The following is a 12,736-nucleotide window of genomic DNA, read 5'->3' as shown; positions in this document are numbered from 1 at the left end:
CAGCGTAATTGCAGGGGTTTAGAAGTGGTTAGACCGTGATAAGTTTCTATTATCAGAACACGTATTCATCCAATAATACATCGGATTGATTTTTAAGTACGTTAGAACTCGCCACGATTGAGCAGACATATTATCCCATGTCATCATATAAATAAGAGGTCCGCTAAAAGTAAATAATGACATAGTTCCTACCACAATAGCTGTATGCTTAAATATCACACACAGCATGAGTGTAATACCGATAAAGGCTCCCATAACCATGCAATTTAGCCCTGCAATTTTCAACATTGGAAGTAATTGTATCGGCACATTGTATTTTGTACATTCAATTATAAATGCAACCATAATAAATGAAAAATATAAAATGATGCTGGTAACAGTAATCACGATATACTTTGCAATAAAGAATTTTAGTCGGCTTTGTCCACTTGCAATCGCAATTTTAATCGTTGAATCTGTATATTCTCTGGAAAAGAAAACAACAGAAAATATAAGAACAATCAGCCAGAAAAATACCGTATAAGACGTGGCAGTCCTTATAATTTCTTCAATCATTGGATGTACCTGATCACTATATGCACGAGCAAGAAATCCTACGGTTTCTCCTATCTTCCATGTTTCATCTACGCTGGAACTAGATACTACAAATTGTTGCTGACCTCCTATGGAAAAGATACCAAAAACAGCTAAAATCAATGCAAATGTTAGATATAACGCCTTTGTATGAAATAATTTATAAAATTCTGCCCGTATTTGATTATACATTTTTTCTACCCCCTATTAGATTTTCAAAGTATGTTTCCAAATCTTCTCCCTGAACAGAGATTTCATCAATGATGATTTCATTGTCGGTTAGTAATTTGGAAATCATTCTTACATTATCTAAACAATCATAAATCCGAATAGAATTGTCTGGATAAACGGAATAGTTTTTAATATTAGCTTTTTGTTCTAATATGAGAGTGGTTTTCTGTATATTATCTGTTTTCAAACAAATATGCCGTTTACATTCTTCATTCAATTTTTCAGCAGAAATTTGTTTTAAAAGTTCTCCCTTATGAAGAAAGCCATAACAAGTGGCGAGCTGGTGCAATTCGCTTAATATATGGCTGGATATTAAAATGGTGGTTTCCCGTTCTTTCACTAATTTTTTAAGAAGTTCCCGTAATTCGATAATTCCCGTAGGATCAAGTCCATTGACAGGTTCATCCAATATTAAAAATTCTGGCTCACCTAATAATGCAACGCCCAGTGCAAGCCGCTGTTTCATCCCTAATGAAAAATTCGCTACTCTTTTTTTACCTGCGTTCGATAAGCCAATCAATTCTAAAGTATCAGCAATGCAGCTTTTATTCGGAATACCTCTCTGTATTCTTTGCACTTCCAGATTTTGTGAAGCAGTCATATCTTTATATAGTGCCGGCATTTCAATCGTACACCCGATTTTTGATCGTTCATATTGCAGATTATCATTATGCCCAAATAGAATAATTTCTCCTTCACTTTTAAAATTAAGACCTGTCAATAATCTGATTAGCGTTGTTTTTCCTGCTCCATTTTCGCCCACAAGTCCATATATTTCGCCTTTTGGAATAGTTAAGTTTACATTTTTTAAAGCATAGAAATCTTTATATTTTTTGCTCAGGTTTTTTGTTTCGCATATAAATTTTGTCATCCTAAACAACTCCTTTCCATGCCACTATATATGATAACTCTAAAGAAAATCTAAAGATTATTTCATTTTATATCCAATCCCCCAAATAGTTTGTATATAATCTTCATTTGTAATTGATTTAATTTTCTTACGAATATGACTAATATGAGTATTGATTGTATCGTCATCATACGCATAAGGTTCATTCCAAATGGATTCATATAAATTTTGTTTTGAAAATATTTTCTGTGGGTATTGCAATAGCAATTCTAAAATGCTCAATTCTGTTGATGTAAATGGTACTAATACTCCGTTTATATAAACCAAAGAGTTATTGATCTTTATATTTTTGTATATCAAAGTATTATTATTTTGATAAGGATTATCGACAGTCCGTTTTAAATTTGCCTCAATACGTGCAAGAAGCTCATACAAATCAAATGGTTTTGTCATGTAGTCATCTGCCCCTATTTTTAATAATTCTATTTTGGTCTGAACCATTGTTTTTGCTGATACAACAATAACAGGAGCGTTTGTAAATTTTCGCAATTTCTGTAATACATCATCCCCATTCAGCCCTGGCAACATAATGTCAAGTATTATCAAGTCCGGAACAAAAGATTTGCACAAATTTATTCCTTCTATACCATTTAAAGCATATTGAACACTATATTTATTATTTTCCAAGAATTTTTTAATCATATTGCAAATATCTATATCATCTTCAATAATAACAATTTTACACATTTTTATTTACCTCCATGCCAAATTATTTTATCATAGGAACTTATCGTTATCCACATAATAATATCGTCGATAAAAAACTGTTAAGAATAAATGAACCCATATCAAGATGCCATTTCAAAATTAGTTTAATATTATGAAAGATTTGCAAATCCCCGGATCAGTTTGTCCATGCCATCCCAAAGGCTGTCCAGACGGGTGCGGATGTCATCTATATCTGCGGCATAAATATTGCCGGTCTCATTGGCCCGTCTGGTATATTGGTTTAAGTTATTGGAACAAATGCGGAGAAGCCGGATCATTTCCTGAATATCTCCCATATCAAGGTGAATGATGTAACCGTCTACGGCCATCTTTCGCAGATATGCCGACAGGTTGGTAATGCCAAGTTCCGCCATGCGTTCTTTTACCAGTTCGGCCTCCGCTTCGGACATGACAAATTCGACGCGGACAGATTTTTTGTTATGCCCGCCCTTCATCGTTCCAACCCTCTTTTATGAGATGAGACCTCCTGTGTTGAAACCGCCGTCTTTGCTTTTTTGAGTTTTTCCCGCAGGGTGGTCTTTTCCAGCTTATCAAGATATTCCTCCAGATTTCCGGCTGTCGCATGATAGCTGCGTTTGAAGCGTTCCCGTTTTAGAATCATCATCAGCTCCGGCTCATTTTCCGGCAGATAAGTCATTGTTTTAGGGGCTCCATGCTCTGGCATAAACCGGTTCATAAGCTGTCTCCGTTCCTGATAGGGAATCGTGATAACACTTCCATCCGCAAATGCAACGGCTACATTTCCGATTGGACAGGTCAGCTTTTTCATCCGTTCCACATGTTCTCTGTAATTTAGCGGATAGAGATTGCCAAATATTTTTCCGTCCCTGACTTCTTTCAAAGAGATGGCATAAGCCAAAACGGGATCATTTGTCTGTTCCTGGTAAAACCGCCACACTTTATTTTCATGGCTTCCATCCAGATAAACTTCCCGTTCGCGCAGGGTATAGGTTCCGCAAGGGCGTGACATCCAAAGAAGCTGTTTATCCTCTGAACGGTCTGACACAGCCAGTTTTGAAATCAGTTCCTTATCCAGGTCAAAGTCCTCTTTATAATGTTGGGTATGAAGATCTACGATACGGGAAAGAGCACCCAAAAGATCTACATCCTCAAATCTTACCCCGGCCATCAGCGTTCCCTTTCCGGCACAGGAGGGATCATCTGCCTTGCTTCATGCTCCGGTTTGTCTGCTTTCAAACGGTCCATCAAAGACGGCTTTGCTTCCGGCACCAGCTCCCGGATTTCTTCATCCGTCTGTCCGTCTGTCAGATCCGGGCGCACAGGAGGTTCGTTGTTCAGCCTGCCATCCAGCATATTGTAGTTGCCGGTCTGACCTTCCTCATAAAGTTCTGCATTGCGAAGATAACTTTCCGGCGCCTGAAACGGCTGTCCGGCAAACAGAATTTCTCTTTGGGTGGTAAACTGTGCAAGGACCCCATTTTGCAGTCTCGCAAATTCTTCATACTGGCGCAAGGTAAGCCCTCGTTCCAACATTTCCGTCTGGGTATGCGCCCAGCCTTCTCCATAAAGAAAATAATACATATCGGGCTGATCACAGACAAAACACAGGGAACCGTCCTGATTGTCATAGTAAGATGGCTGCATATCCTGGTAATGGCAACGTTCCTCACGCCCCAAATACACACGGTTGTCCGCACCCAGCATAGCGACCATACCCGCGTAATTACTATGGACCGCAGAGCGGATTTCTACCAGCGGATCTGTTTGAGAAGGAATCTGTCGGTCCGGAATCTCGTTTTGTTTTTCCGCTGCATCATTTCTTGGTATTACTTCTTCATGGCTGCGCGCATCCAGTTCCGGTTGAGATGTTCCTTTCCGAACAGCGCCGGGTTCCGGTTCTTTTTCTTTCACATAGTATCGGACATTTGCTGTCGTATGCTCGTTGGCTTCCTTTGCATAGTTTTCAGCGTCGGCTTTGCTATCAAACTCCAACGGTTTTCCATTTTCCTTGCACCAGCTTTGTGCCGGTCCGAAAATAGAAGTGCTGCTTCGTACTGCCCATACACCATAGGTCCGTTTCCTTTCCATTTCGCATCCCTCCTTATCGTTCCTGCTGTTTGGAAGTTTGTTGCTTTTTTACTGGGTCTGCCGGTTTTGTTGCCTTTAGCTGCTGACGGAGAGAATTCTTATGCTCCGGTTCGGAATCTGTGATGTTGACATATTCGCCAATGATACAGAGCGCTTCTCCATAACTGCCGGAAGCAAATACCCGGTCAGACATTTCTTTTGCCTGTTCTTTTAGACCATGCTCCCGCAAAGTACGGGAAGCAATACCAAGCAGATTAAAAATGTTCCCATCTGCTCCGATCAGAGGGCAGTCCGGTTTATCTGCCAATGGTTCCGGTGTTTCTATAAATCCGCCTAAATAATTCGGCACAAAGTCCGACAGCCATGTGCCGCCATAGACTTCATGGGTCTGTAAACGCCACAGGGCAAGTTTCCCTATATCCAGTTTCACATCATCAAAAGGGTAAAGCAGACAGGTCAGTTCTCCGTGCTGAAAAGCAAACACATTTTCAAACTGGCTGCCATCTTTCAATATGCCTGCTTTTGTCAGCATTTCATTGATCCCGTCCACCCACTCTGTCAGATCCCCGCCACAGCCCTGTAAAATCAGTCCTTCCTTATCCGGCATGCGGCGAAGGTCCTCCGCGGTAATCGTGTTGATATTCAAAAAATCGCCTCCTATCGTTTTTGTTAAAATATATGTTTTGTCCGCAACTTAACCTCATTTCAAAGCACCGGAGTATTCTTATACAGCTCCCTTGAAAACAGGTGCAAAAAGCCCTTGAAAATCAAGGACTTTTAAGGCTAAGTTGCGGACATATCATGGTTGGTTTTGCCGCTTCCGGCGTTTGCGTTCCCGCTCGGATTTCCGTCTTGCATAGACCCGGCAGGCAGCGGAACAATATGCCTGGCTGGTTGTAGGAAGATATGCCTTTCCACACACAGGGCATATTTTCTGTCTCATGGAGGTGTCCTCGCCGGTAATGGCTGATTCCAGTGCTGCATCCACCGGCAACACCGCTTTTTCAAAGTACCGGCAATAAGCACCGGTCCACCATTTATTCAGCATGTAGCAAGGACTGTCCAGGGGAAGGCAGATCTTATCCTGAGAGTCATAGTTGGCGCAAAGCTCTGTAACCAGCTTTCGGATCGTAGCCCGCTCCGAGCGGTTCAATTCTCTCTCCGCCATAACGCCTACCTTTCCGGGGCTCTGCTTTGCCGACCGCTGGAAATTTCGGTTGTATCAGTAACATTCCTGGGCTGTGAAAGGGCATCGGCGATAGAGTTCCGCTTTTTCTGTTTTGGTTCATGGTAAATAAAAAGTTCATTTTTTCCTGGTACATACAACAATCCATTTTCTTCGCAGCGGAAAATATCACATTCTTTGTCTGTTGAAACGGTATAAAAGTCTTTGTAATCATAAGGTGCTTTTTGCCGATCCTGATAGGTACACAGCCCTAAGTTGGGGTCACTTGCCAGCCGTTTCGATATGGCGAAAAAGTCGCCTTCTTTTTTGTGAAATTTTCGTATGGGCGTGAAGTGATAACCGCCATATTCAAAGGTTTTTCGATCGCTCATTTACGCCTGCCTTTCTTTACGGGAAATTCCAGCTTGAAATTCACATATTTACCGCCGGTATCATCCAGGATCACTTCCGCATCATAGGTCCTTCCTGTTTTTTCACTGTAAAGCCCGGACATAGAAATGCGGCCCTCTTTCAAAAGAGCCGCTGCCACAGACTTTGTGATAGATTTTTTCTTGCTGGAAAAGAAACGGTTATCTTTCCAAAGAGCAAAAGAACATTCCCTGTTGCCGCAGAAAAAACCTTTCTTTCCTTCAAATACCGGGGCACCGCAGCGGGGACATACCCCCACGGCTTCGTGTGCAGTTCCTTTGGAAGAAGGAAACAGATCCGCAAAACGTTCTTCCGGGGTAGTATGTTCTTTTACCAGCGTCCGGCTCATATCTGCAATCTGATCCATAAAAGATGTTGCCGACAGTTCGCCATGTTCCACTTGTTTCAGCATGGATTCCCATTCTGCAGTTAAGATGGGAGATTTGATATTGTCCGGCAGGACTGCGATCAGGTTCTTTCCTTTTTCCGTAGGAATGAGCTGCTTTTTCTTTCGCTGTACAAATCCGGCAGAAACCAGCTTTTCCAGTGTTGCCGCACGGGTAGCCGGAGTACCCAATCCTTTACGCTCGGCATCTTCCGGCATATCTTCCGCACCGGCAGTCTCCATAGCGGACAGCAGTGTGTCCTCCGTATAGTGTTTCGGCGGTGAAGTTTTCCCTTCACGGAGACTTGCTGATACAGCTTCAAAAGTCTGTCCTTCCTGCAGCACAGGGAGAGCGACAGCTTCATTTTCTTTGTGTTCCGTTTCACTCTGCCTGATACTCATACGGTGAATCCGTTCCACCTCTTTCCAGCCGGACTGTAAAATAGTCTTTCCTTTTGCCGTAAAAGTATATCCCTGGCAGTCCAATATAGCGGTGACCGCTTCAAATCGGTGTACCTGCGTTGTGGCACAAAGCAGTCTGACGGCAAGCAGGGTAAGCACATCCCGCTCCCCGGAAGGAAGCTCTGACAGGTCTGTCCGTGCGATTTCCACAGTTGGGATAATGGCATGGTGGTCAGTCACTTTGCTGTCATCTGTTACCCGGTCAATGTCCGGCTCTCCGGCGTAGCCTTTTCCAAAGGTCATATTGTCACGCAGCCACAGGATCAGGGAAGCGGCGGTTGCCTGCATGTCCTTCGTCAAATACTGGCTGTCCGTTCTCGGATAGGTTGCCAGCTTCTTTTCATAGAGAGATTGCACATAATCAAGGGTCTGTTGAGCCGTATAGCCATAAATACGGTTACATTCCCTTTGCAGAGTTGTAAGGTCATAAAGGCGGGGAGGCTGTATAGTTTTTACCTGCTTTTCCACAGAACGCACAAAAGCGGAGTTGTGGTCACAGTCCATACGGATTTTTTCAGCCTCGGATCGTTCCGTCATTTTTTCGCCGGAAGCAGTAAAACCTCCGCAGGTGATTTCCGGCACATAAAAAGGCTTACTGATGAAGGATTCAATATCCGACTCACGCTGTACCAAAAGTGCCAGTGTCGGTGACATAACACGGCCGACATTTAGGGTGACACCATACAGGACAGAAAAAAGCCGGGTGGCATTGATCCCGATCAGCCAGTCGGCTCCTGCCCGGCAGACCGCCGCATCATAGAGCTTATCGTAATCACTGCCGGGGTGGAGATGGTCAAAGCCCTCACGGATCGCCGCATCCTCCATACTGGAAATCCAAAGGCGCTCCATAGGCTTTTTACATCCGGCATATTCATAGACCAGACGGAAGATCAGTTCTCCTTCTCGTCCGGCATCCGTAGCGCATACCACGGAATCCACCCGTTTGTCCTTCATCAATCGGCACAAAAGGGCAAGCTGCGTTTTCTTATCCTTTGGCACTTCATATTTCCAGTTTTCCGGTAGGCTCGGAAGATCCTCATACCGCCATTTGGCGTACTGTTCTTTGTAAGCCTCCGGCTGTGCCAGTTCCAAAAGATGTCCCACGCACCAGCTCACCAGATAGCCGGAACCCTCGAGATAACCGTCTTTTCTTTCCGTTGCGCCTAATACTGCTGCCAGTGACATAGCAACAGAGGGCTTTTCTGCAATCACAAGTTTCAATTTTTATTCCTCCTTCATAGTTTCAAATTCTTTATCCGCAAGTTTTCCGGTTTGCATAAGACACATCAGCATAACGCCGGAAGCCATCCCTCCGGCAAAGGTAAGGAAATGTAAGATCAGGTTCCACATAAGCATTCCTCCTAAAAATGGGTAAAGAAAAACGCCCACTTCAAAGTGAGCGCATCAACAGGTATCTATTTTGTTTTTGGTTTCAAGTGATCCGGTAGGACGATCTCTCCAACCGGGATTTCCCGCAGTTCCTTCTTCATCCGGTGGGTAAAGCGGATCGTCTTTGCCGTACCGCCGGTTTCCCGTCCGTCATAGACAGCGATCACTCGGTCGGAGTGCTCCACCATATAGCGGTTTCTGTGGGAGTAGACGCTTGGAAGATATTTTTCCTGTATGACAACAACATCCGCACAAGCCTCCAGCAGTTCACGGGTTCTTGTTTTCTTATTTAGGCCGTCCAGACGCTTGCGGTAAGGGATCACTGCGATCAGCTCCAGTGCCGGGGTGGTCTGCTTTCTTTCCAGCACCAGCTCCGCAAAATACTGATCCACGCCATCTGCAAAGCCACTCATAAAACAGGTGAATCCATCTGTAACGGCAGCATCAATCTCATGTTCCAAAGCGGCTTTTATTTTGTTAATCTCATTCTGCGGTAAATCCCTGTGTCCGGTAACACAGCAAGTCTTTCCTTTCATCGGTCATCCCTCCATCTGATAGGTAAAATTCTTCACTTTTCACATAGTAATAGATTTTATTTAGCAAGTCAACGATAATACCCTTTTTCCTTTTGCGGATAATAAAGGGGCGTGAGGTACAATCTATTACAGAATGGGAGGTGAAGGCGATGTATGAAGATTTTGTCCCGGAACGATTAGCAAAGCTGCGGACACAAAAAGGAGTTTCCGCACGCGATATGTCTTTATCGTTAGGTCAGGCAAACAACTACATCAATAATATTGAGAATAAAAAGTCACTTCCCGCTATGCAGTCCTTTTTCTACATCTGCGAATATCTGGGTGTGACGCCGCAGGAATTCTTTGATGAAGGAAATACCTACCCGGAAACCTTGAAGGAATTCATTGCAGAGGCAAGACAGCTTGATCCTCAATCCATGCAATATATCCTCGGTATTATGAAAGAACTCAATAGCAGAAAGTAAGCGGTCACGGTAATGGCCGCTTTTTTCGTGACTTTCTTTATTATATTTTATAATGTTCTCGAAATGTCCGCTCCCTATACCGATAAGTATTCAAAAACTGTTCTCCAAACTGCCTTTTTCTATTCGCCGGTACTGCCAAAGCTGCCGGTTCCTCGTTCTGTTCCCAGATCTGTTACAAAATCTGCAATGACGATCGGCGTGATCACAAGCTGCCCGATACGGGCTCCCTTAAAAATAGACTGCACCTGATTGCTTACATTGCTGATGATCGCATGGATCTCTCCGCGGTAGCCGGAATCCACAGGCGGCAGTTCACAGACCAGACCTTTTACCGCCATACTGGTACGGGGAAAGATATATCCCGCATATCCATCCGGTATTTCCAGCCCAAAACCAAGAGGAATTTTGGCGATTTCTCCGGGCTGTAAGGTATAGTCATGGGGCAGATAAACATCCGCTCCGGCATCATTGCCATGCGGACGGTAAGGACGCTGGTGCTCCGGTACGCCAAAATCGATCAGTTTTATTTTCATCGGCAGCCCCCTTCCCAAAGAGCAGGATAGTCTTTTTCTAAAATATCCTCCGGCGTCATATCTGCCGCCAGTTTTCGTCCGCAGGTCATTTTCCCTTCCAGACATCGATCCAACTGACAGAAAGGCCCGGTCAGTGACGGGGCAAACAAAGCAGGGCTTAGTTCATAAAGTTCTTTCCAGACCTTTAGCAGTACGATCCTTGTTTCATCTGTATTTCTCCGGCATACCCGCTGGCTGATGATATGTTTCCACTGATAAGGGGTGGCGCTGATGAGCAGTACATTCCGTAATCCCTGGGGCGTGGCATAGCCGGCCGCATCGTGCCCGCTTCCGGCAGTGCACAGGGCTTCATAACATTTCATGCTTTCATGACAGCTTTTTAAGTACAATTCCCGTACCACTGCCGGAGCCGTCATAATAGAATACGGGACAGCGAAATCCGCCTGTCCCGTATAGTTGCTGTACTGCAGCGATGCACTCATAAATTTTACTTCGTTCTGGTGGCGGGTGATCTGCGCCAGAAAACGCCTGCTGGCGCCGACAATGGCTACCGTGATCACCGCAAATTTCTGGATGGTAGGATGGGGAAGCGCCCCCATAGCTGCTACTGTCTGAACGCTGAATGATTTTTCGTAGAGCTCCATCAGGTCGTCCATTGAGGCAATCTTATGTCCCTGTTGGGTAAGTCTTGCCGCAAAGACCATGTTTTTTTCTGCTTCCGCTACCGCCTGGCAGTTCAAAATTTTTACTTCAATCTGTTTAATTGGTATGTCCCTCCTTTACAATCGCTTTCAGTAAGAACAGATAGTTAAGACTGTCTGTGATCTTTTCGTCCCATGTGTCCATCGGATAAACTGTTTCCTCGGCAAAGCACATATCGTATATAGAAACAATATGCTTTGCCAGCATACCGGCAAGGGCACGCTGGGGCGTTGTATGCTGTAAAGCTGCCGCTGCCTTAAATGCACCCAGCCGGTCCGGGTCATCCCCGGTGTATTCTTTGGTTTTTCGTTTCAAGGTATCAGCACAGAGCCGTACCTGTTCGTCAAAAACGGCATTGACTTCATTTTGTGTAATATAGCATCCCTCCTTTGAAAACAAGAAACCGGCTATTCTAAAGCATCTTAGAATAGCCGGCAAATAAACGGATATGTAATTGTTATAGTGTATTGATCTCTTTTTCCAGTTCCCGGACCGCTGCTATGACTGTCTCAAATGTCGGAACATCTCCATACAACATATCCTGCATAGAGTTATAGTCCGCTTCCAATGCTGCGAACCGGTATTCCGGCGGGAGTAATTTTAATGTGCCCGGCACAGCCTCCGGGTACTTCGCCCATGATCTGGGATAGAATTTCATTTTGAAATCTACAACTTTCTTCAGGAGATCCAGCCTGGAAAAAGCAGCTTCTTTGACCGGTGTTGCAGCCATGCGGTAGAGATCATAATAATGTCTGGAATACCGCTGCGGCATTTCCAAATGTTCCGGTCTGTTCGCTTCATGGTGCAGGATTGTGGCTTTTTCCCAGAAGGTCCGTTCCGGGGCAACGGTAAGGATTGCAGTTTCTTTTTGCTCAAAAATCTTCGGATAATATTTTGCCGCGTATGGTTCGATCTGCGCTGTTTTTGCAGGAGTCCACGCTGCCAGCGCACCAATCTCTAAACGGATCACCTGTAAGGTCGCCGTATTTGTAAAAAGGTGCGGATAGGCGAAAATGACCGTCTGTTTATCCTTTTCATCTATGTAGACATTTGCTTCACAACCGATTTCCTGGGATAAGCCGGCTTTGACTGCCGGGCAGAATGTTTCGGACAGAAATACCTCCGCACGCGCATTGGCTTCTTTGTTAAAAGCATCCTGTTTTGTATTGGAACGTTTCTCCCATGGTTCATCTTTGCCATATCCCAATACACGCCAGTCCAGAATCAAATCAATATCTTCTGAAAACCGGCTGATCAGGTGAAAGGCTTTTGAAAGGCTGGTACCGCCCTTAAAGGTGATGGACTCTTTCCATGGTGAGCGGTGAAATAAATAATCCAGCGTAAAACATACCCAAAAGTCTTTTTCTACAATGGCATCATTCAGCCCCATTTTATCTGCTGTATTTCTGAACAGCTCCCTGCGGTCGTTATCTGAAAGTCTTGCTATATTTCTCATTGTACCTTTTCACCTCCACAAATCTGCCGTATCGTATCGTAAACCCAATCCGTAGACTCTGTTGCTTCCTTCAAGCAAGCCTGTTTATCCTTGGCTGTCAGTTTTTCGGAAAGCATCTGTATGACTTCTGGCGTAACATTCGATCTGCCAAGCGTTTTTAATGCCTGTATAACCAAACTTGTCATATAGGACAATCCGGTAATCTCTTTATTGGTCCGGTGCTTAAATTCCAGCTTTGTAGAGTTCCACTCGTAGGTCTTATATGGACCATCGCTGATATAGGACCATACTGCTGTTACCTGTGTTGAAAGACCTAACAGGTTCAATGCTGTATTCCCACATGGGGCAATCGTCCAGTGATAACTTCGTGCCAATGCGTTCGCCACCGCTTCCGGGTCTGCCGCCACATATTCATCCAGAAGTTTGCTATATTTTGGTTTTTCATAAACTCCTTTCAAAATACGGCGCAATGTTCCTGATTGCACTAAACGACTTAAACTTTGACGAATAGTGGATGTATCTGCAATATCCGCAAAATCAGACATCACAAAAACAGTTCCATCTTCAAGAGAAAGAACACGCTCTCGTATTCGTTTTGTATATCCGTTGTCCACAATACCGCCTCCCTTCATGTCACGAATATTATATATTATTCGTGACATGATTGCAATAGGTTCTATGCCTCTTATTTGAGTGTTCCTATTAAAAATCTGATTCATACAT

The 12,736-nt window shown here is 44.1% G+C and carries 18 protein-coding genes; 1 reads left to right on the top strand and 17 read right to left on the bottom strand.

Annotated elements, in window-relative coordinates:
• Positions 1 to 18: 18 nt before the first annotated feature.
• The 12 genes from QZ135_RS22775 to QZ135_RS22720 form a co-directional block, all read right to left on the bottom strand.
• Entirely contained in the window at positions 19 to 765 is a 747-nt protein-coding gene (locus tag QZ135_RS22775) for an ABC transporter permease (protein ID WP_294615026.1), read from the bottom strand.
• Positions 758 to 1,675, bottom strand: coding sequence for an ATP-binding cassette domain-containing protein (locus QZ135_RS22770; protein WP_064785831.1), 918 nt, complete (start codon positions 1,673 to 1,675; stop codon positions 758 to 760). Before QZ135_RS22770 ends, QZ135_RS22775 begins: the two co-directional genes overlap by 8 nt.
• 57 nt (positions 1,676 to 1,732) lie before the next feature.
• Positions 1,733 to 2,401, bottom strand: coding sequence for a response regulator transcription factor (locus QZ135_RS22765; RefSeq protein ID WP_015542939.1), 669 nt, complete (start codon positions 2,399 to 2,401; stop codon positions 1,733 to 1,735).
• Between the two features lie 131 nt (positions 2,402 to 2,532).
• Positions 2,533 to 2,877, bottom strand: a complete 345-nt coding sequence (gene mobC / locus QZ135_RS22760; protein ID WP_294615019.1) for a plasmid mobilization relaxosome protein MobC — start codon at positions 2,875 to 2,877, stop codon at positions 2,533 to 2,535.
• Positions 2,874 to 3,572: a hypothetical protein gene (locus QZ135_RS22755; protein WP_294614998.1), complete on the bottom strand. Its 699-nt coding sequence runs from the start codon at positions 3,570 to 3,572 to the stop codon at positions 2,874 to 2,876. Before QZ135_RS22755 ends, mobC begins: the two co-directional genes overlap by 4 nt.
• On the bottom strand, positions 3,572 to 4,492 hold the full coding sequence (locus tag QZ135_RS22750) for a DUF4316 domain-containing protein (RefSeq protein ID WP_294614986.1): 921 nt from the start codon (positions 4,490 to 4,492) through the stop codon (positions 3,572 to 3,574). Before QZ135_RS22750 ends, QZ135_RS22755 begins: the two co-directional genes overlap by 1 nt.
• A 13-nt stretch (positions 4,493 to 4,505) precedes the next feature.
• Positions 4,506 to 5,138, bottom strand: coding sequence for a hypothetical protein (locus QZ135_RS22745; protein WP_294614983.1), 633 nt, complete (start codon positions 5,136 to 5,138; stop codon positions 4,506 to 4,508).
• 153 nt (positions 5,139 to 5,291) lie between these two features.
• A complete protein-coding gene (locus tag QZ135_RS22740; protein WP_055156923.1) occupies positions 5,292 to 5,660 on the bottom strand; it encodes a cysteine-rich VLP protein in 369 nt (122 codons plus the stop codon).
• A gap of 5 nt (positions 5,661 to 5,665) precedes the next feature.
• Positions 5,666 to 6,049: a hypothetical protein gene (locus QZ135_RS22735; protein ID WP_025580944.1), complete on the bottom strand. Its 384-nt coding sequence runs from the start codon at positions 6,047 to 6,049 to the stop codon at positions 5,666 to 5,668.
• The gene (locus QZ135_RS22730) at positions 6,046 to 8,154 is read right to left on the bottom strand and encodes a DNA topoisomerase 3 (RefSeq protein ID WP_365979334.1); all 2,109 of its coding nucleotides are present in this window, start codon (positions 8,152 to 8,154) and stop codon (positions 6,046 to 6,048) included. The genes QZ135_RS22735 and QZ135_RS22730 overlap by 4 nt, the downstream gene beginning before the upstream one ends.
• A 3-nt stretch (positions 8,155 to 8,157) precedes the next feature.
• Positions 8,158 to 8,283 (bottom strand): DUF3789 domain-containing protein, encoded by a 126-nt coding sequence (locus QZ135_RS22725; protein ID WP_082421108.1) that lies wholly within the window; start codon positions 8,281 to 8,283, stop codon positions 8,158 to 8,160.
• Positions 8,284 to 8,348: 65 nt separating this feature from the next.
• On the bottom strand, positions 8,349 to 8,858 hold the full coding sequence (locus QZ135_RS22720; protein ID WP_055156919.1) for an SLOG family protein: 510 nt from the start codon (positions 8,856 to 8,858) through the stop codon (positions 8,349 to 8,351).
• Between the two features lie 149 nt (positions 8,859 to 9,007).
• Between QZ135_RS22720 and QZ135_RS22715 the strand changes: the two genes are divergently transcribed.
• A complete protein-coding gene (locus QZ135_RS22715; protein WP_005361112.1) occupies positions 9,008 to 9,322 on the top strand; it encodes a helix-turn-helix transcriptional regulator in 315 nt (104 codons plus the stop codon).
• A gap of 119 nt (positions 9,323 to 9,441) precedes the next feature.
• Here the strand turns inward: QZ135_RS22715 and QZ135_RS22710 are convergent, their stop codons facing one another.
• Genes QZ135_RS22710 through QZ135_RS22690 form a run of 5 tightly spaced genes read right to left on the bottom strand, consistent with a single transcriptional unit; the run spans position 9,442 to position 12,675 of the window.
• Positions 9,442 to 9,855: a deoxyuridine 5'-triphosphate nucleotidohydrolase gene (locus QZ135_RS22710; protein ID WP_055156917.1), complete on the bottom strand. Its 414-nt coding sequence runs from the start codon at positions 9,853 to 9,855 to the stop codon at positions 9,442 to 9,444.
• On the bottom strand, positions 9,852 to 10,595 hold the full coding sequence (locus tag QZ135_RS22705) for an FAD-dependent thymidylate synthase (RefSeq protein ID WP_294614967.1): 744 nt from the start codon (positions 10,593 to 10,595) through the stop codon (positions 9,852 to 9,854). Before QZ135_RS22705 ends, QZ135_RS22710 begins: the two co-directional genes overlap by 4 nt.
• Before the next feature lie 19 nt (positions 10,596 to 10,614).
• The gene (locus QZ135_RS22700) at positions 10,615 to 10,956 is read right to left on the bottom strand and encodes a hypothetical protein (RefSeq protein WP_294614965.1); all 342 of its coding nucleotides are present in this window, start codon (positions 10,954 to 10,956) and stop codon (positions 10,615 to 10,617) included.
• Positions 10,957 to 11,014: 58 nt separating this feature from the next.
• Positions 11,015 to 12,013, bottom strand: coding sequence for a nucleotidyl transferase AbiEii/AbiGii toxin family protein (locus QZ135_RS22695; protein WP_005361105.1), 999 nt, complete (start codon positions 12,011 to 12,013; stop codon positions 11,015 to 11,017).
• A complete protein-coding gene (locus QZ135_RS22690) occupies positions 12,010 to 12,675 on the bottom strand; it encodes a DUF6088 family protein (protein WP_005361104.1) in 666 nt (221 codons plus the stop codon). Before QZ135_RS22690 ends, QZ135_RS22695 begins: the two co-directional genes overlap by 4 nt.
• Positions 12,676 to 12,736: the final 61 nt, after the last annotated feature.

The organism is uncultured Bacteroides sp., from assembly GCF_905207245.1.
GTDB lineage: Bacteria > Bacteroidota > Bacteroidia > Bacteroidales > Bacteroidaceae > Bacteroides.
Note: the sequence above shows the minus strand (reverse complement) of the source record. Positions and strands in the feature narration are given on the sequence as shown.